The organism is Aeromonas sp. QDB63 (assembly GCF_027707425.1).
In the GTDB taxonomy this organism is placed as follows: domain Bacteria; phylum Pseudomonadota; class Gammaproteobacteria; order Enterobacterales; family Aeromonadaceae; genus Aeromonas; species Aeromonas caviae.
Genome location: NZ_JAPCIS010000019.1, coordinates 1 through 18,304 on the forward strand (window position 1 = coordinate 1; position 18,304 = coordinate 18,304).

The window sequence follows — 18,304 nt, forward strand, 5'->3', positions numbered from 1 at the left end:
CCAGGCACCCAATACAAGAAACCCCGCTCACTCGAGCGGGGTTTTTTATTGCCTGAAATTCAGCCCTCACTGGAGGGTAAGCGGGCACTATGGTGCGGTCTCCCGCCGTGTTTTCTGATACTCGCATTCATCATCCCAGCCAATATCGGGTTGTTTGTGGCCTGTCTCTGCTCTATATCTATTCGAATACCCGCATTCTGGATATAAAAAGCACAGAATGTGATGCTTCTACCTTTCTTGTCATGCCTGCTCTGGTTTAATTCCCGGGTCCACATCGATGGACCAAGGAATCACAATAATTTGAGGAATGGACACATGTTCAAAAGAACAGTAACGATGATGCTGGCGGCGGGAACCCTGGTATTAGGCGGTTGCGCATCCAATGGTGGTGCAGAGCAGGCGGCGGCGGACAACAGTGACTTCGGTGGCAAGTCCATCTACCTGCGTGGTGAGATGAACGACTGGATGGCCACCGACGAAAGCAAGGTCGTCAAGGTTGCCGACAAGCTCTACATGGCCAAGGGGACGCTCAAGAAAGAGTGGGCTCCTTACAAGTTCAAGTTTGCCGACTCCGGCTGGAGTTGTGGCACCAACTTCGGTTACAAGAGCCCGAGCGATGGCGTTGCCGTGCTCGGCGGGGAACCTGTACCGGTCAACCCGTGCTCCAAGTATGAGGACATGAAGTTCTCGCCCGAGGCGGATGGCGTCTATGAGTTCTATCTGAATATGGCGGGTGAGACTCCGAGCGTATACGTCAAGAAACCCTGAGATAGTCTCTCGCTTTAAATCTCTCGGAAATTGAACCGGTTAAATGCCCTGGCCCAGAAATCTGCTGGCCGGGGCATTTTTTTAGGATAGAATCGGCGCCCTTATGACGGATAAAGCACAATATATTGTGCTTTGAGTTCTTAAATTCACTACTGGTAGTATTTTTGTCACGATATTACCCCATTCACAGGAGGTTGATTGACCATGGCTAAATCCATTCCGGTACAGGAGGGCGTCACCGCCAGCCGCCAGATCCCTCTGCAGGAGACGTCTCTCGAGATCTGGGACAGCAAGTATCGTCTCAAGAGCAAGGATGGCGCACCCATCGACGGCTCCATCGACGAGACCTACCAGCGTGTCGCTCGCGCGCTGGCTGCGCAGGAGCGCGAACCCGACACCTGGTATGAACCCTTCCTGTGGGCCCTGCGCAATGGTGCCATTCCGGCGGGCCGTATCACCTCCAACGCCGGGGCGTTTGAGCACAAGCCGGCGACCTCCACCATCAACTGCACCGTCTCCGGCACCATCGAGGATTCGATGGACGATATCCTCGGCAAGGTGCACGAGGCGGGGCTGACCCTGAAGGCGGGTTGCGGCATCGGTTACGACTTCTCGACCCTGCGACCGCGCGGAGCCTTCGTTTCGGGAGCGGGGGCCTATACCTCCGGGCCGCTCTCCTTCATGGATATCTACGACAAGATGTGCTTTACCGTCTCCTCTGCCGGTGGCCGTCGTGGCGCCCAGATGGGCACCATGGATATCCGTCACCCCGATGTCATCGAGTTCATCCAGGCCAAGCGGGAGGATGGTCGCCTGCGTCAATTCAACCTCTCCCTGCTCATCACCGAAGAGTTCGTCAGTGCGGTGAAAGAGGATGCACCCTGGCAACTGATCTTCCCCTACACCGCCAAGGAGGTGGAGCAGGATGGCATCGCGCTGGATGACCCAGCGAGGGTGGTCTGGGCGGACTGGCCCAACAAGGAGGGTGTGGTGATCAACGAGCTGGGCCAGGTGGCCTGCAAGGTCTACAAGACCCTGCCCGCGCGCAAGCTGTGGAACGTCATCATGACCTCTACCTACGACTATGCGGAGCCCGGTTTCATCCTGATCGACAAGGTGAACCAGATGAACAACAACTGGTTCTGCGAAGAGATCCGTGCCACCAACCCCTGCGGTGAACAGCCTCTGCCGCCCTATGGGGCCTGTCTGCTGGGCTCGGTCAACCTGACCACCTTCGTGCGCGATCCTTTCACCGAGCAGGCCGCCTTCGACTGGCCAGCGTTTCGCAAGGTGGTGGCCATCTTCACCCGCATGCTCGACAACGTGGTGGAGATAAACCAGCTGCCGCTGGCCAAGCAGCGCGAGGAGATCACCGCCAAGCGTCGCCACGGTATGGGCTTCCTGGGGCTGGGCTCGACCCTCACCATGCTGCGCATCAAGTACGGCTCTGCGGCCTCCGTCGCCTTCACCGAACAGGTCTCCCAGGAGCTGGCGATGACCGGCTGGCAGGAGTCTCTGCGTCTGGCGAAGGAGAAGGGGCCCGCCCCCATCATGGAGCAGGAGTTCGAAGTCACCGGCAAGATGCTGCGTCTGCGTCCCGAAATGGCGGCAGATGGCATCAAGCTCGGCGACAAGGTGAAGGGCAAGGTGTTGCATGCCCGCTACAGCCGCTATATGCAGCAGGTGGCCGAAGTGGATCCCGCTCTGGTGGCCGAGCTGGCCGAGGTGGGCGGACGCTTCACCCACCACAGCAGCATAGCGCCGACCGGTACCATCTCTCTGTCGCTCGCCAACAACGCCAGCAACGGCATCGAGCCGAGCTTTGCCCACCACTACAGCCGCAATGTCATCAAACCGGGCAAGAAGAGCAAGGAGAGCGTGGATGTCTACTCCTTCGAGCTGCTGGCCTATCGCGAGCTGGTGAACCCGGCCGCCATGCCCTATGCCGAGGAGGAGGGTAGCCGCCTGCCGGATTACTTCATCACCGCGGACGACATCACGCCGACCGGGCACGTGGATATCCAGGCGGCGGCCCAGCGCTGGATTGACTCCTCCATCTCCAAGACCGCCAACGTGCCGACCGATTTTCCGTTCGAGCAGTTCAAGGATATCTACCTCTATGCCTCGGACTCCGGCCTCAAGGGCTGTACCACCTTCCGCTTCAACCCGGCCGCCTTCCAGGGCGTGCTGGTGAAGGAGAAGGATCTGGAGAACACCAGTTACGAGTTTACCCTGGAAGATGGCACCGTCATCACGGCGAAGGGGAACGAGGAGATCGAATACGATGGCGAGCTGCACACCGCCGCCAACCTCTATGACGCCTTGAAAGAAGGCTATTACGGCAAGTTCTGAGGACGAGACATGGTCAAGAAGATCGACAGAAAAATCGTCGCCTACAAGGTAAAAACCCGGGATGAGCCGCAAGATGCGCCGGCGCCCCAGGATGACGTGGTGCACATGCATGAAACCGTGCTGCGCCCGGAACGGTTGATGGGTACCACCTACAAGTTGAAGACGCCGGAGCATGTCTCCGAGCACTCGCTGTTCATCACCATCAACGACATCATTCTCAACGAGGGCACGGTGCACGAGACCCGGCGCCCGTTCGAGATCTTCATCAACTCCAAGAGTCTGGAGCACTATCAGTGGATAGTGGCGCTGACCCGCATCATCTCGGCGGTGTTTCGCAAGGGAGGGGACGTCACCTTTCTGGTGGAGGAGTTGCGCTCCGTGTTCGATCCCAAGGGGGGGTACTGGAACAAGGGCAAGTACGTGCCTTCGCTCATCGCCGAAATTGGCAACGTGATCGAAACCCATCTCACCGAGATCGGCATGCTCAAGGTACCCGGGCTGGACGAGCACCAGCAGGCGTTCCTGGCCGAGAAGCAGGCGCAATTGCAGGCAGAAGAGCAGCCGGCGGGCAGCGGTTTCCCACCCAGTGCCGCGCTCTGCTACAAGTGCCACACCAAGGCGCTGGTGCAAAAGGATGGCTGCATGACCTGTCTCAACTGCGGGGATTCCAAGTGCGGTTGAGGGGCTGATTGCCACCAAAGGCCGGCGACATGCCGGCCTTTTCGTTGCTGATTTTATGTTCGAACGACGCCCATGATGGCAGCGATTTGTTGCGCACCGGTAAATTCGGGCGTAGCGTTGGGGGTAATAAAACTGTCACGGCCGTGTGGTTTCAATGACATCTGAGATTCACACACGTGGCACCTTCAGTGCCAAGGAGGATGCTTATGGACAACACGGACCGAAAGCTGTTTATCCTGGATACCAACGTTCTGCTTCACGAACCCCTCGCCATCTACTCCTTCAAAGAGCACGACGTGCTCATCCCCATGACGGTGCTCGAAGAGCTCGACAACATCAAGGATCGCCAGAAAGACGTCAGCCGTGATGCCCGCATCGCCATCCGTGCCCTGGAAGATGTGTTCCGCGATGCGACTCCGGAGCAGATAGTGCAAGGGGTGGCGCTGGCCGGCGAGGCGAGCGGCCGTATCTCCATCTTCAGCGACCACCATCTGCCCCAGGATGCCGAGGTGTTCACCGACAAGGAGGCGGACAACCGCATCATCAACGCCGCCCTCTACCTGCAAAAGCACGAGATGAAGCGTCAGGTGGTGCTGGTCACCAAAGACATCAACATGCGCCTCAAGGCCAAGGGAGCAGGTCTTGCCCATGTGGAGGATTACCGCAGCGACCAGCTCATCGACGACATCCGCCTGCTCGCCAAGGGCTTCCAGGTGGTGCCCGGCAGCTTCTGGGAGCGGGTCGGTGAGTGCGACAGCGAAACCCATGGCCGCGATACGGTCCACGTCATCGATGCCAACCTGCTGGAGGGAGTCCACGTCAACCAGTACCTGCTGGACGAGGAGAACTTCTTTGCCGCGCGGGTGCTGAGCCACGACGGCAACAAGATCCGCCTGAAAGATCTCGGCCGCGAGCGGCTGATGTCCCGCAAGGCCTGGGGGGTGCATCCCAAGAACGTGTATCAGGGCATGGCGCTGGATGCCCTGCTGGATCCGCACATCGACCTGGTGATCCTGACCGGCCCGGCGGGCTGCGGCAAGACCCTGCTCGCCATGGCGGCGGCGCTGGAGCTGGTGATCGAGAAGGGGATCTACGAGAAGGTGATCGTCACCCGCAATACCCCGGAAATTGCCGAGAGCATCGGCTTCCTGCCCGGCACCGAAGAAGAGAAGATGATGCCCTGGCTGGCGGCGGTCACCGACACTCTGGAGGTGCTGCACAAGCAGGACGAGAACATGAGCGGGTCCCTCAGCTACATCATGGAGAAGGCCAACATCCAGTTCAAATCGGTCAACTTCATGCGCGGGCGCAGCATCCAGAACACCTTCGTGCTGCTGGACGAGTGCCAGAACCTGACCGCGTCCCAGATCAAGACCATCATCACCCGCTGCGGGGAGGGGACCAAGATCGTCTGCTCCGGCAACCTGGCTCAAATAGACTCCAACTACCTGAGCCCGGTGACCTCGGGTCTGACTTACATCGTCGAGCGGTTCAAGGACTTCGACGGCAGTGCCAACATCTTCCTGAACGGGGTGGTGCGCAGCCGGCTGGCTTCGTTCGCCGAGGAAAATCTCTGATTTGACGGGATCTCTGCATGAGAAAGGGGAAGCCGGACGGCTTCCCCTTTTTTGATCCCGCCTATCTCATGCCTCTCTCGGTCGGCCCAGGTAGCGCAGCAGCCCCGGGTGATCGCTGCTGTGCAGGATATCCGGCTTGCCCTGCAAGGCGATGGGTCCTGCGTCGATGAAGAGCACCTGATCGGCGATGAGCTGGGCATCGTCCTGGGAACGACAGGGAGAGACCATCAGCTTGTCAGCCCTTCACTGTGGCGACAGAGCGCGGCCCAGGTAGCGCAGCAGCCCCGGGTGATCGCTGCTGTGCAGGATATCCGGCTTGCCCTGCAAGGCGATGCGCCCCGCGTCGATGAAGAGCACCTGATCGGCGATGAGCTGGGCATCCTCCGGGTTGTGAGAGACCATCAGCACGGTGATGCCCTGCTCGCAGGCGAGGCGGGCGACCTCCGCCAACATCTCCCGCCGCAGGGCCGGATCGAGGGCCGAGAAGGGCTCGTCCAGCAGCAGCAGCGGCCTGCCCCGCACCAGGGCGCGGGCCAGCCCCACCCGCTGCTGCTGGCCGCCGGAGAGCTGCTCCGGCAGGCGCGTCAGCATCTCCCCCAGGCCCACCTTGTCAGCGGCCTCCTGCACCTGCCTTTTCTGGGCCGGATTCAAGCGCAGGCCGGGATGCAGGCCGATGGCGATGTTGTCGAACACCGACAGGTGCAGGAAGAGGTTGTGATCCTGGAACAGGGTGGTGACCGGGCGCTCGGCGGGGCCCAGTGACAGCAGATCCTGGCCGTCGAAGGTGAGGGTGCCCGACTCCACCGGCACGAAGCCCGCGATCATGCCGAGCAGGGTGGACTTGCCGGCGCCGCTCGGACCGATGAGGGCGGTGATCTCCCCCTTGGGCAAGGTCGCACTGAAGGTCACCTGCCAGTCGGGATAACTGGTGACCAGTTCCTCAATTACCAGCATGTTTGGCTCCTGAATGTCGTTTTATAGAACAACAAGTAAGAAAAATTGATGAAAGGCAGCGTGAGTGACTGCCACAAGGGGCGCTCCAGGGACGTGCCCGGCCGGATCCTGGGGGCGGGGAGGCGGCAATGCCGCCGGGGATCAGTGATCCACATGCCTGCCTCCCAGTCCCCGCTCCACCAGCCAGAACAGGGAGAAGCAGAGGGTGAGCAGCAGCAGGGCGGTGGCGGCCGCCTCGGTCAGCCGGTAGCTGCCGAGCTGCTGATAGAGCAGCCAGGGCAGGGTAGTGAGGGTCTGGCTGCCGAACATGGCGATGGCCCCGAGATCCCCGAGGGACAATATCATCGAGAGCGCCATGGCCAGGGCCAGCGGACGGCGCAGCAGGGGCCACTCCACCAGGCGCAGGCGATGCAGGCCGCGCACCCCCAGGCTGTCCGCCAGCCTATCGTACTGGCGCACCACCAGTTGCATGGGGGCCGAGAGGGTGCGCAGCACATAGGGCAGCGCCATCAGCGCGTTGACTAGCACCACCAGCCAGGGGCCCAGGGCAAAGACGTCGGTGAAGGGCATGAACAGGATGAAGAGGCCGGTGGAGAGCACCACCGCCGGGATCATCAGGATCATGGAGCCGCTGGCCTCCCACAGGGCGGCGGCCCGCCGTTTGCGATCCCGCACCCTCAGATGCCGGCTGGTGAGCAGCAGCCCGGCGCCGAGCAAAGTGGCCAGGGAGCCCGCCGCCAGGGCTATGCCCAGGGACTGCCCCCCTGCCTGCCACAGCCGGGGTGAGCCGAGCGCCGCCAGCAGACCGGGGTTGAACCCGGCGACCACGATGGCCAGCAGGGGCGGCAGGAAGATGGCGAGCCCCATGGTCAGGGCCAGGCCATCCACCAGAGCGCTGCCCTTCTGGTGTCTGTCGGGACGCAGGCAGGGGCGACGGCTGGTGAGGCGACTGGCCGGGGTGGTCTGCAGCTTGTGTTGCAGCAGGAGCAGGGCCAGGGTCAGCAGCAGTTGCACCAGGGCGAGCCCGCCAGCGGTGGCGAGATCGAAGTCAAAGCGCAGCGCCTGGTAGACAGCCACCTCCAGTGTGGTGGACTTGGGGCCGCCCCCGAGCGCCAGCACTGTGGTGAAGCTGGTGAAGCAGAGCATGAAGATGAGGCTGGCGAGCCCCGGCAAGATGCCGCGGATGAGCGGCCACTCCAGCAGCCGGAAGATGTGGGAGGAGCGCATGCCGAGCTGGCTGGCGAGGCGCCAGGAGGACTCGGGGATGCTCTCTATGCTCTGCAGGATGAGGCGGGCGGCCAGCGGCATGTTGAAGAAGACATGGGCCAGCAGGATGCCGAACAGGCCGTAGAGATAGTTGCCGGGATCCAGGCCCAGGCCGTGCAGCAGTTGCGGCAGCCAGCCCTGACGACCGTGCACCGCCACCATGCCGAAGATGGCGATGATGACCGGCAACACCAGGGAGAGGCCGAATAGCTTGAGCAGCAGGCGGCGTCCGGTGAAACGGCGTCGCGCCAGGGCTCTGGCCACCGGGATGGCAAGCCCCAGGCTCAGCAGGGTGGAGAGCAGTGCCTGCCAGAGGCTGAAACCCAGCACGTGGCGCAGGTAGGGATCGCCTAGCAGGGCGCGGGGGGAGAGGGCCCCCGCCTGCCACAACAGGGCGACCAGCGGCCCAATGGAGAGCAGCAGGATGACCAGGGTGGCTGCACTGCCGGGCAGCCACCAGAGGGAACGACGACCTGAACTCACTGGGTGACGGCTTGCAGCCATTCGCGGATCCACCCCTTGCGGTTGGCGGCCACCTCGTCAGAGCTGAAGGTGAGGGGCTTAGCTACGCTGATCATCTGTTCGAACCCCTTGGGCAGCGCCACGTCTGTCACCGGATACATCCAGTTGCCGCCGGGGATCTCGTTCTGGAAGGCGGGGCTCACCATGAATTGCAGGAACTGGTCAGCCAGTTTGCCCTGTGTGGCGCCCTTGAGCTTGGCCGCCACTTCCACCTGGCGGTAGTGACCCTCCTCGAACGCGGCCGCCCGGTACTGGGGCTTGTTTTCGGCGATCAGGTGATAGGCGGGGGAGGTGGTGTAGGAGAGCACCATGTCCGCCTCGCCGTCGAGGAACATGCCGTAGGCCTCTGACCACCCCTTGGTGACGGTGACCGTCTTTTTGGCAAGCGTGGCCCAGGCGGCAGGGGCCTCATCACCGTAGACCGACTTCATCCAGAGCATCAGCCCCTGACCCGGGGTGGAGGTGCGGGGATCCTGATAGATCACCTTGATATCGGGGCGCGCCACCAGCTCCTTCAGGCTCTTGGGGGGCTGCTTGAGCTTGTTGCTGTCATAGACGAAGGCGAAGTAGCCGTAGTCATAGGGGACAAAGGTGTCATCCTGCCAGCCACCCGGCACCTTGAGGTCATCGAGCCTGGTGGAATGGGGGGCGAACAGGCCGCTCTGTTTGGCCTCGCTGATGAGGGCATCGTCCAGCCCCAGCACCATGTCGGCCTTGCTGTGCTGGCCTTCCAGCCGCAGCCGGTTGAGGATGGCGACGCCATCCTCGAGGGGTACCAGATTGAGGGTGCAGCCGCACTCCTTCTCGAAGGCCTGCTTGATCTTGGGGCCCGGCCCCCATTCGGCGGCGAAGGAGCCGTAGGTGTAGACGGTGAGGGTGTCGGCGGCAAACGCCTGGGCAGAGAGCAGGCTGGTGGCGATCAGCAGCAGGGTCTTCATCAATGGCACTCCTGTGGGTATCGGGGTGCTCATCAATGGCACCTCGCGTGTGGTGAGCGCCGGCGGATGAGGGCACAAAAAACGCGCGCCATGCCTCAAATTCCTCCGCCAGCATTATCTGGATCAGGTTCACGGGTATAATCTCAGCGGTAAACCGCACCCCGTTTGAGCAACGCATCGCATTGTATTGGCGTTCCTGGGGGGAGGCCAGCACTATGTTTCACGGGCCGCATCGTGCGAGCCACCACCAAGGAGGAAGTCCCCAGTGATCACCAGCACCAAGGAAAGACGTGCCTTCCAGCGCATGGTCATCAATGCCCCCGTCACCCTGTTCCAGCATCAGCAGGTGCTGGAGGGGGTCTGCCGGGATCTCAGCGCCAACGGCATGGGCGTCGAGGTGAACAAGCACGCGTTCGATCTGGCCCAGCCCATCCGGGTGAGCCTGGCGACCAGCAGCAATCTTCTGCCTCCCTTCGAGGCCCAGGCTCGCATCGTGCGGGTGCTGGAGGAAGAAGACGGTCTCCTGCTGGCGCTGGAGTTTCTCTCCCTCACCTGAGACCCGGGCGCCCGTCCTCCTCGAGACAGGCCAGCCATGGGCTGGCCTGTCTCATTTCCCCTCATCCTGCACCGGTTGTACGCTCAACTGGCCGCTGTCGACCAGCGTCTTGCTGGTGGGCGCGAGCTGGCCCATGGGCAGCTGGGCCGGGCCGGTCGGCTCCATCAGGAGGTAGGTCTCCCCCGCCCGGCTCAAGGTGGCTTCCCCCGGTTTGGCTGGCAAGGCCACCCCCAGCAGGGCGTGTCCCGGCACGAACACCATGGCCTGCTTGAGATCGGGATACCCCTGGGCCAGCAGGGCGGCCATCAGGGTCACCTTGCTGTCGCAATCCCCCCGGTTCTGCTCCAGCACCTGGCGCGGGCTCAGAAACCCCTTGCCAGAGCGGCCCGACTGGCTGTCGAGCAGTTGATAGGGGATGGCCTGGATGAAGTCGAGCATGTGGGCCACCGTCTTCTGGCGCGCCTCGGTCTCGGTGGCCCCTTCCTGCTTGAGCTGCTCCATCAACGGGGCCAGTTCGTCCCGGCTCTCCAGGGCGATGCGCACATGATCCTGCTTGATGGCGGGAGCGCCGTCGGGGGTAGTGAAGGGCTGGAAGTAGTGCTGCGTGAGCCAGGCAGCCTCCAGTTTGGCCTGCTCGGGCTTGACCCATTGGGAGGCTTCCCGCGCCTTGTCGGCGTTGCGGCTCTTGATGCTGAGGCTCATGGCGGGGCGAACGAGGGAGAACTGCACCTCGGGGAACGCCAGGGGGGCCTGTTGCAGCAGGCTTTGCAGTACGTCTTCCTGCATCCTGGCCGGACGGTAAGCGATGAGAGGGGGCAGCTTGCCCGCCTCCAGCCGGTAGCTGAGCTGCTGCGCCTTGCCCTCCCTGTCCTGCCAGCCGACGTTGAGCTGACCGCCACTGTTGGTGAAAGAGGTCTGCCCGCCCAGGGCCGGGAGGCTGAGCAGCAGGCAGAGCAATGAAAGGGCGCCCCTTGCGGACATGGGTGTCTCCTGTCGGACATGCAGAGGTGGCGGGCTTTGTACAGCGACCCGACAATAAAACAGGGAGCCTTGGCTCCCTGTTGATTCTACTCGCGTTCTTGTCACAGGCTCGTCAAATCCAGCTTGGCTGCTTCGCCTCGAAGGCGCTGATGGCGGCCTCGTGCTGCAGGGTCAGACCGATGGCATCCAGCCCGTTGAGCAGACAGTAGCGACGGAACTCGTCGATTTCGAAGCCGAACGTGAGGCTGCCTGCACGCACCTGGTTGGCCTCCAGATCCACTTCGATCTCGATACCCGGCTGGGCGGCGACCAGCTGGAACAGGGCGTCGACCTCCTCCTCTTTCAGACGAACCGGCACCATGCCGTTGTTGATGGCGTTGCCGTAGAAGATGTCGGCAAAGCTCGGAGCGATCAGGGTCTTGAAGCCGTAGTCCGCCAGCGCCCAGGGGGCGTGCTCGCGACTCGAGCCGCAGCCGAAGTTCTCCCGCGCCAACAGGATGCTGGCCCCCGCGTAGCGGGGCTGGTTCAGTACGAACGCCGGGTTCGGCTGCTGGCCTGCATCGTCCAGGAAGCGCCAGTCGTGGAACAGGTGCTTGCCAAAGCCGATGCGGTTCACCTTCTGCAGGAACTGCTTGGGAATGATGGCGTCGGTGTCGACGTTGGCGCTGTCGAGGGGAACGACGATCCCTTTATGCTGTTTGAAACCTGTCATGTACGTTCCCTCTTACAGTGCACGAATGTCGGCGAAGCGGCCGGTGACGGCGGCGGCGGCGGCCATGGCCGGGCTCACCAGGTGGGTGCGACCGGCACGACCCTGACGCCCCTCGAAGTTGCGGTTGCTGGTGGAGGCGCAGCGCTCCCCCGGTTGCAGCCGGTCGTTGTTCATGGCCAGACACATGGAGCAGCCGGGCAAACGCCACTCAAAGCCTGCCTCGATGAAGATCTTGTCCAGCCCCTCGGCCTCGGCCTGGGCCTTCACCTGCTCGGAGCCCGGCACCACCAGGGCCTGTACCCCTGCGGCGACCTTGCGGCCGCGGGCGATGGCGGCGGCAGCGCGCAGATCCTCGATGCGGCTGTTGGTGCACGAACCGATGAACACCTTGTCGATGGCCACGTCGGAGAGCTTCTGGCCCGGTTGCAGGTCCATGTAGGCGAGGGCCTTGCGGGCGGACTGCTGCTCCACCGGATCGGCGAAGGATTCCGGTGCAGGGATGGGCTCATTGACGGCAATCACCTGGCCCGGGTTGGTGCCCCAGGTCACTTGCGGGGCGATGTCGGCGGCGTCGAGCACCACTTCGGCGTCGAAGTGGGCACCTTCGTCGCTCTTGAGGGTCAGCCAGTAGGCGATGGCCTGTTCCAGCGCCTCCCCCTTGGGAGCGAACTCCTTGCCACGGATGTAGTCGATGGTGGTCTGGTCGGGGGCAATCATGCCCGCTTTGGCGCCGAGCTCGATGGCCATGTTGCACACCGTCATGCGCCCTTCCATGGTGAGCCCCTCGATGGCTTCACCGGCGAACTCCACCACGTAGCCGGTCCCGCCTGCATGACCCACCTTGCCGATGATGGCGAGCACCACGTCTTTGGCGCTGATGCCTGCGGCCAGCTTGCCGTTGACAGAGATACGCATGGTCCTGGCACGGCCCTGTTTCAGGGTCTGGGTGGCCATCACGTGTTCCACTTCGGAGGTGCCGATACCGAATGCGAGCGAGCCGAAGGCGCCGTGGGTGGCGGTGTGGGAGTCACCGCAGACGATGGTGGTGCCGGGCAATGTGATGCCGAGCTCGGGGCCCATCACGTGGACGATACCCTGGTACTTGTGGTTCAAGTCATAGAGACGAACCCCGAACGCCTTGCAGTTGGCGGCGAGCGTCTCCATCTGGATGCGGGCCATCTCGCCGGAGGCGGCGATGTCCTTGGTGGTGGTGGAGACGTTGTGATCCATGGTGGCCCAGGTCAGATCCGGGCGACGCAGCTGGCGGTTCATGGCGCGCAGGCCGTCGAATGCCTGGGGGCTGGTCACTTCATGCACCAGGTGACGGTCGATGTAGATGAGAGGGGTTTCCCCTTCCACTTCCCGGACCACGTGGGCGTCGAACACTTTCTGATAGAGGGTCTTGGACATTGCTCGGTTTCCTTGTTATCGATGCCGTGGGATCAGATGCGCGCGGCGATCTGGCTGCCCATGTCGGCCGTGCTCTGCACCGGGTGCGTGGCACTGGCCTGATGCAGGTCGGCGGTGAAATAGCCTTCTGCCAGGGTCTGGGCCACGGCCTGCTCTATGGCCTGGGCGGCGGCTTCCTGGCCGAGACTGTAACGCAGCATCAGGGCGGCGGAGAGGATCTGGGCGATGGGATTCGCAATCCCCTTGCCGGCGATATCCGGGGCCGAGCCACCGGCCGGCTCGAACAGACCGAAGCCGGATTCGTTGAGGCTGGCGGAGGGGAGCAGGCCCATGGAGCCGGTGATCATGGCGCACTCGTCGGAGAGGATGTCACCGAACAGGTTGGAGCAGAGCAGCACGTCGAACTGGGACGGATCCTTGATGAGCTGCATGGTGGCGTTGTCGATGTACATGTGGTTCAGGGCCACGTCCGGGTAGGACTTGGCGACCTCGGTCACCACCTCGCGCCACAGGATGGAGGAGGCGAGCACGTTGGCCTTGTCGATGGAGGTGACCCTGGACTTGCGCACCCGGGCCGATTCAAACGCTATCTTGGCGATGCGCTCGATCTCGAAGCGGTGGTACACCTCGGTGTCGAAGGCCTTCTCGGTAGCGCCTTCCCCTTCACGCCCCTTGGGCTGGCCGAAATAGATGCCGCCGGTCAGCTCGCGCACGCAGGCGATGTCGAAGCCGCGATCGGAGATGTCGGCACGCAGCGGGGAGAACTGCTCCAGACCGGTGTAGATGCGGGCCGGGCGCAGGTTGCAGAACAGTTTGAAGTGGGCACGCAGGGGCAGCAGGGCACCGCGCTCCGGCTGATCGTTGGGCGGCAGGTGCTCCCACTTGGGGCCACCCACCGACCCGAACAGCACCGCATCGGCCGCTTCGCAGCCTTTGATCGTGCTCTGGGGCAGCGGTGTGCCGTGGTTATCGATGGCGATGCCGCCGACGTCGTGACGGTCATAGTCGAGGGAGAAGCCGAATTTGGTCTGCACCTTTTCCAGTACCTTGATGGCCTCTGCCATCACTTCCGGGCCAATGCCGTCACCCGGCAATACTGCGATCCGATAACTGCTCATACTCTCTCCGTCTTGATAGTGTGATTCCGTTTCATCCGGGAGGCCGGTCCGGACCACTGCCCAGGCCCCGGTCCTCCCCATGTCATGCTGTCATCTTGTCCGGCGGCGGGCTCAGACGGTTTCCGATTTGATGGTGTGGTTGCGCTCCATCTGCTCGGCCACCTGGTCCGCGCGCCAGATGCTGTTGATCACGTGGACCAGGGCCTGGGCCGAGGATTCGATGATGTCGGTGGCCAGCCCCATGCCGTGGAACTTGCGCCCCTTGTATTCGGCGACGATGTCCACCTGGCCGAGGGCGTTCTTGCCCTCGCCCTTGCCCTTGAGTTCGTATTTGTCGATGCGGATCTCGTAGCCGGTGATGCGGTTGATGCACTGGTAGACCGCATCCACCGGGCCGTTGCCGGTGGCGGCCTCGCACACCAGATCCTGGCCTACCTTGAGTTTGACCGAGGCGGTGGCGAGCACCGAGCTGCCGCTCTGCACGCCAAGGTACTCCAGCTTGAAGTGCTCGGGCTCCTCGTGGATCTGGCTGAAGAAGGCGAGGGCCTCCAGGTCGTAGTCGAACACCTGGCCCTTCTTGTCGGCCAGGGTGAGGAACTTGGCGTAGAGATCGTCGAGGTCGTAGCTGCTCTCGGCGTAGCCCATGCTCTCCATCCGGTGCTTGATGACGTGGCGGCCGGAGCGGGAGGTCATGTTGAGGTTGTTCTGGGTGAGACCGATGCTCTCGGGGGTGATGATTTCATAGGTGTTCTTCGCCTTGAGCACGCCATCCTGATGGATGCCTGAGCTGTGGGAGAAGGCGTTGGCGCCGACGATGGCCTTGTTGGGCTGCACCGGCATGTTGCAGATTTGACTGACGAGGGTGCTGGTGCGGTGGATCTCGCTGTGGCGGATGTTGGTGTGTACCCCGAGCAGGTCGGCGCGGGTTTTCAGGATCATCGCCACCTCTTCCAGAGAGCAGTTGCCAGCACGCTCGCCGATGCCGTTGATGGTGCACTCGATCTGGCGGGCCCCCATCTGCACGGCACTGATGGAGTTGGCCACCGAGAGGCCCAGATCGTCGTGGCAGTGCACCGAGATGATGGCCTTGTCGATGTTGGGTACCCGGTTGAACAGGGTGTGGATGATGCCGGAGAATTCGGTCGGCACCGTGTAGCCCACGGTGTCAGGAATGTTGATGGTGCGGGCGCCGGCCTTGATGGCGGCTTCCACCATGCGGCACAGGTTGTCTATCGGGGTGCGGCCCGCATCCTCGCAGGAGAACTCCACGTCATCGGTGTAGCGCAAGGCGTGCTTGATGGCGCCGACCCCCATCTCCAGCACGTCTTCGAAGCTCTTTTTCAGCTTGCTCTCCACGTGGATGGAGGAGGTGGAGATGAAGGTATGGATGCGAAATGCCTCTGCCACTTTCAAGGCTTCGCCGGCGGCATCGATGTCTTTTTGCAGGGCGCGAGCCAGGGCGCAGACCCGGCTGTTCTTGATGTGACGGGCGATGGTCTGAACCGATTGAAAATCGCCGGGGGAGGAGACGGGGAAACCCACTTCCATGATATCGACACCGAGCCGCTCCAGCGCCTGGGCGATCTGCAGCTTCTCCTTGACCGTCAAGCTGGCCGACAGCGCCTGCTCACCATCACGCAAGGTGGTGTCGAATATGATGACCCGATCTGACATGTGACTTCCCTCTTCCTAAGTTCGCTGCGTGCATCCTGCATGGCATAAAAAAACCCGTGCGGGGTGCACGGGTTTCTGTAAATTCCGGCTATGCCTTAGCCCGGCTACAAGGATCCCGCGCGAGGAGTCGCGATTAGGGAGAGCAGTAGTAGCGGAGCGGCAATACGCATGATGTCTCAATCCTTCCAGTCGATAACGCTACTACCAATAACGAGATTTTTATGCTGTGTCAACCGGAATGGACAGGTTCAATCCACTGGTTTATTTAATCGGATTGTAAAGGAGTGCAAATTCTCTTGTCCCATATTCGGTTCATGCCTGATTATCTGGTCATTCCTGCTGTACTCGATCACCCGCACAATCAGATCGACTTATCAGCCCTTGCTGAATTATCTGAGGTATTCCATGGAAAAACGCAGACCTGGCCGTCCAGTCGGACGTTCCGACATTCGTGACAAGCTGCTTGCCGCCGCACGCGAACGTTTTCTCAACACCCCCTACAGCAAGGTGACGACCCGCGAGATTGCCGAGCTGGCAGGCTCCAATCTGGCGATGATCCACTACTACTTCGGCAGCAAGGAAGGCCTCTACAAGGCGGTGCTGGGGGATGTGGCCGAGCCCCTCGAGCAAGCCTGGCACGACGAGAGCAGCAACCGCAGCCTGACCGATCTGCTCAATACCTACTATCAGGTGATGGCGCCCAACAGCGAGCTGACCTCCGCCATCTCCAGCGCATTGTCCACTGAAAAGAGCCCGGGGCGTGATTTTGTGCTGAGCCGCCTGCTGGATCGCCAACTTCCCCAGTTCGATGCCCTGCTCGAATCCATGCGCTCCAACGGCCAGCTGGCGGACAACCTGGACCCCGAGATGCTGAAGATCTCCTTCCTCAGCATGATGTGGCAGCCTTTCGTGATGAAGGATCTCTACGAGCAGGTGTTTGGCCTGACGGTGGATGAGCACTTCATGAGCCGCCTCGCCGCCCACAACTGCCGCCTGATGGAAAACGGCCTGCGCGGTGCCCTGAACTGACTTTTTCGGGATGACGGATGAAAAAGGGCCCCTGGGCCCTTTTTTTCATCAATCTGTTATCTGGGCGTCAACGAAGTGTCATGCCGCCCTCCTAGTCTGCACTCAGGATGCAAAGGAGGGCCGTGATGAACAAGATCCAGCAATGGGACCTGCGGGTGTGCCGTGTCTGCCTGCTCCACCCCTACAATCAGCCGCAGGCCAGGATAAGCCGGCTTGTCTCCCGTACCGGTGACGGCCCCCTCTATGCCGTGGCGGCCTGCCTGCTCTGGTGGCAGGGGAGCGCCGGGCAGGAGGCGGTCAGGGTGGCGCTCTGGGCGTTTGCCCTCGAGTTGCCGCTCTACCTGCTGCTCAAGAATGCCCTCAAACGCCAGCGCCCGGCAGGGCTGCCTGTCTTCATCACCCCGTCGGATCGTTACAGCCTGCCCTCGGGCCATACCGCGGCCGCCTTTCTGATGGCGACCGTACTGGCCGCCAGTTTCTCGCTCTGGGCACCGCTGCTGTTTGTCTGGGCCGCGCTGGTGGGGGCGTCCCGCCTGCTGCTCGGGGTGCATTATCTGAGCGATCTGGTGGCCGGGGCGCTGCTTGGTGGTGGTTGCGCCCTCTGGGCGCTGGGTTGGAGCCAGGGATGAGGATACTGTTCGGCGTTCAGGGGACCGGCAACGGCCATATCAGTCGCAGCCGGACCCTGGCGCGCGCATTGAAGAGCAGGGGCGTGGCGGTGGATTATCTGTTCAGTGGGCGCGCCGCCGACGGCTACTTCGAAATGGGGGAGTTCGGGGATTATCGCACCTTCCCCGGTATCACTTTCGCCAGCCATCAGGGGCGCATCTCGGGCTGGCGTACCCTCAAGGGACTCTCTCCCCTGCGTTTCTGGCAAGATCTGCGTACCCTCGATTGTCGCGAGTACGATCTGGTCATCAGCGACTTCGAGCCGCTCAGTGCCCATGCTGCTCGCCGCTGGGGCAAACCCAGCCTCACCATCAGCCATCAGGCGAGCTTCGACTGGCCCATTCCGCGCTGGGGAGAGAGCGGCTTCAACCGCCAGCTGATGCGCCATTTTGCGCCGGTACGCCAGTCCCTGGGACTGCACTGGTTCCATTTCGGCCAGCCCCTGCTGCCTCCCATCGTCGATCCCCTCGAGCCGGTGCCGGACAACCAGCAGGTCCTGGTCTATCTGCCATTCGAGCAGACAGAGACGATCGCGGCCCTGTTGTCGCGTTTCAGCCCGCAGTCGTTCATCTGCTTCCATCCCGAGGTGCGCAAGCGCAGCGAGTGGCGCAACATCCGCTTTGAACCTCAGGCAAGAGAGGGGTTCAAGCTGGCGCTGGCCGGTTGTCGCGGGGTCATCAGCAATGCGGGATTCGAGCTTGCCTCCGAGGCGCTCTCCCTCGGCAAGAAGCTGCTGGTCAAACCCCTGGGTGGCCAGTTCGAGCAGTTGACCAACGGCAGGACCCTGGAACTGATGGGGCTGGCCCAGTTGATGGACAGCCTGGATGCCAATGCGGTGCGAAGCTGGCTGGAGGCCCCTTCTCCTGGCAGAGTACGCTATCCCGATGTGGCAGGAGAGCTGGCCGACTGGTTGCTGGCCGGTGCCGGGGAGGAGGTGGGGGCGCTCTCCCGCCGCCTCTGGGGCAGGACTCTCTTTCCGGAGGAGGTGTGTGACAGCCTGGGGGAGCTTGCCAGCCGTACCGGCCAGGAGCGTCCCTGGTTATCCCAACTCAGCGCCTTTGACTAAACTGAGTCGATCCCACCACGGAGAGGACGGA

Annotated in this window: 16 protein-coding genes, 1 pseudogene and 1 riboswitch; of the genes and pseudogenes, 8 read left to right on the plus strand and 9 right to left on the minus strand. The window is 62.4% G+C overall.

The genetic code is table 11. From position 1 onward, the window contains the following. Positions 1-315: 315 nt before the first annotated feature. From PG879_RS12845 to PG879_RS12860, 4 genes are all read left to right on the plus strand, one after another. On the plus strand, positions 316-768 hold the full coding sequence (locus PG879_RS12845; protein WP_029313820.1) for a pullulanase: 453 nt from the start codon (positions 316-318) through the stop codon (positions 766-768). Positions 769-972: 204 nt separating this feature from the next. Next, entirely contained in the window at positions 973-3,120 is a 2,148-nt protein-coding gene (locus tag PG879_RS12850; protein WP_210600699.1) for an adenosylcobalamin-dependent ribonucleoside-diphosphate reductase, read from the plus strand. Positions 3,121-3,129: 9 nt separating this feature from the next. After that, entirely contained in the window at positions 3,130-3,801 is a 672-nt protein-coding gene (locus PG879_RS12855; RefSeq protein WP_182935836.1) for a TSCPD domain-containing protein, read from the plus strand. 206 nt (positions 3,802-4,007) lie between these two features. Further along, positions 4,008-5,378 carry a PhoH family protein gene (locus PG879_RS12860; protein ID WP_010673145.1) on the plus strand — a complete coding sequence of 457 codons (1,371 nt, stop codon included), beginning with the start codon at positions 4,008-4,010 and terminating at the stop codon, positions 5,376-5,378. A 66-nt stretch (positions 5,379-5,444) separates the two neighbouring features. Here PG879_RS12860 and PG879_RS12865 read toward each other — a convergent pair. From PG879_RS12865 to thiB, 4 genes and pseudogenes are all read right to left on the minus strand, one after another. Further along, positions 5,445-5,609, minus strand: a pseudogene (locus PG879_RS12865) (thiamine ABC transporter ATP-binding protein); the annotation flags it as partial. Positions 5,610-5,621: 12 nt separating this feature from the next. After that, positions 5,622-6,332: a thiamine ABC transporter ATP-binding protein gene (gene thiQ / locus PG879_RS12870; protein ID WP_210600697.1), complete on the minus strand. Its 711-nt coding sequence runs from the start codon at positions 6,330-6,332 to the stop codon at positions 5,622-5,624. Positions 6,333-6,473: 141 nt separating this feature from the next. Continuing rightward, positions 6,474-8,102 (minus strand): thiamine/thiamine pyrophosphate ABC transporter permease, encoded by a 1,629-nt coding sequence (thiP, locus tag PG879_RS12875; RefSeq protein ID WP_050485252.1) that lies wholly within the window; start codon positions 8,100-8,102, stop codon positions 6,474-6,476. Beyond that, on the minus strand, positions 8,078-9,058 hold the full coding sequence (thiB, locus tag PG879_RS12880) for a thiamine ABC transporter substrate binding subunit (RefSeq protein ID WP_161470224.1): 981 nt from the start codon (positions 9,056-9,058) through the stop codon (positions 8,078-8,080). Before thiB ends, thiP begins: the two co-directional genes overlap by 25 nt. 83 nt (positions 9,059-9,141) lie before the next feature. Further along, positions 9,142-9,232: riboswitch (TPP riboswitch) on the minus strand. 91 nt (positions 9,233-9,323) lie between these two features. On the opposite strand from thiB, the gene PG879_RS12885 reads away from it, so the two are divergent. Beyond that, positions 9,324-9,614 (plus strand): PilZ domain-containing protein, encoded by a 291-nt coding sequence (locus PG879_RS12885; protein WP_039041182.1) that lies wholly within the window; start codon positions 9,324-9,326, stop codon positions 9,612-9,614. A gap of 51 nt (positions 9,615-9,665) precedes the next feature. Here PG879_RS12885 and PG879_RS12890 read toward each other — a convergent pair whose 3' ends face one another. From PG879_RS12890 to leuA, 5 genes are all read right to left on the minus strand, one after another. Next, positions 9,666-10,595: a transglutaminase domain-containing protein gene (locus PG879_RS12890; RefSeq protein WP_210600695.1), complete on the minus strand. Its 930-nt coding sequence runs from the start codon at positions 10,593-10,595 to the stop codon at positions 9,666-9,668. A gap of 112 nt (positions 10,596-10,707) precedes the next feature. Then, positions 10,708-11,307: a 3-isopropylmalate dehydratase small subunit gene (gene leuD, locus PG879_RS12895; RefSeq protein WP_109111918.1), complete on the minus strand. Its 600-nt coding sequence runs from the start codon at positions 11,305-11,307 to the stop codon at positions 10,708-10,710. Positions 11,308-11,319: 12 nt separating this feature from the next. Continuing rightward, positions 11,320-12,717, minus strand: a complete 1,398-nt coding sequence (gene leuC, locus PG879_RS12900; RefSeq protein ID WP_041211113.1) for a 3-isopropylmalate dehydratase large subunit — start codon at positions 12,715-12,717, stop codon at positions 11,320-11,322. Between the two features lie 32 nt (positions 12,718-12,749). Then, positions 12,750-13,835, minus strand: coding sequence for a 3-isopropylmalate dehydrogenase (gene leuB / locus PG879_RS12905; protein WP_039041178.1), 1,086 nt, complete (start codon positions 13,833-13,835; stop codon positions 12,750-12,752). Positions 13,836-13,946: 111 nt separating this feature from the next. Beyond that, complete coding sequence (gene leuA / locus PG879_RS12910) at positions 13,947-15,509, minus strand: 2-isopropylmalate synthase (protein ID WP_010673154.1); 1,563 nt, start codon at positions 15,507-15,509, stop codon at positions 13,947-13,949. Positions 15,510-15,914: 405 nt separating this feature from the next. Between leuA and PG879_RS12915 the strand changes: the two genes are divergently transcribed. The 3 genes from PG879_RS12915 (at position 15,915) to PG879_RS12925 (ending at position 18,273) form a co-directional block, all read left to right on the plus strand. Continuing rightward, positions 15,915-16,538: a TetR/AcrR family transcriptional regulator gene (locus tag PG879_RS12915; RefSeq protein ID WP_010673155.1), complete on the plus strand. Its 624-nt coding sequence runs from the start codon at positions 15,915-15,917 to the stop codon at positions 16,536-16,538. A 125-nt stretch (positions 16,539-16,663) separates the two neighbouring features. Next, the gene (locus PG879_RS12920) at positions 16,664-17,167 is read left to right on the plus strand and encodes a phosphatase PAP2 family protein (RefSeq protein WP_043156166.1); all 504 of its coding nucleotides are present in this window, start codon (positions 16,664-16,666) and stop codon (positions 17,165-17,167) included. After that, positions 17,164-18,273, plus strand: a complete 1,110-nt coding sequence (locus tag PG879_RS12925) for an MJ1255/VC2487 family glycosyltransferase (protein ID WP_210600693.1) — start codon at positions 17,164-17,166, stop codon at positions 18,271-18,273. The genes PG879_RS12920 and PG879_RS12925 overlap by 4 nt, the downstream gene beginning before the upstream one ends. Positions 18,274-18,304: the final 31 nt, after the last annotated feature.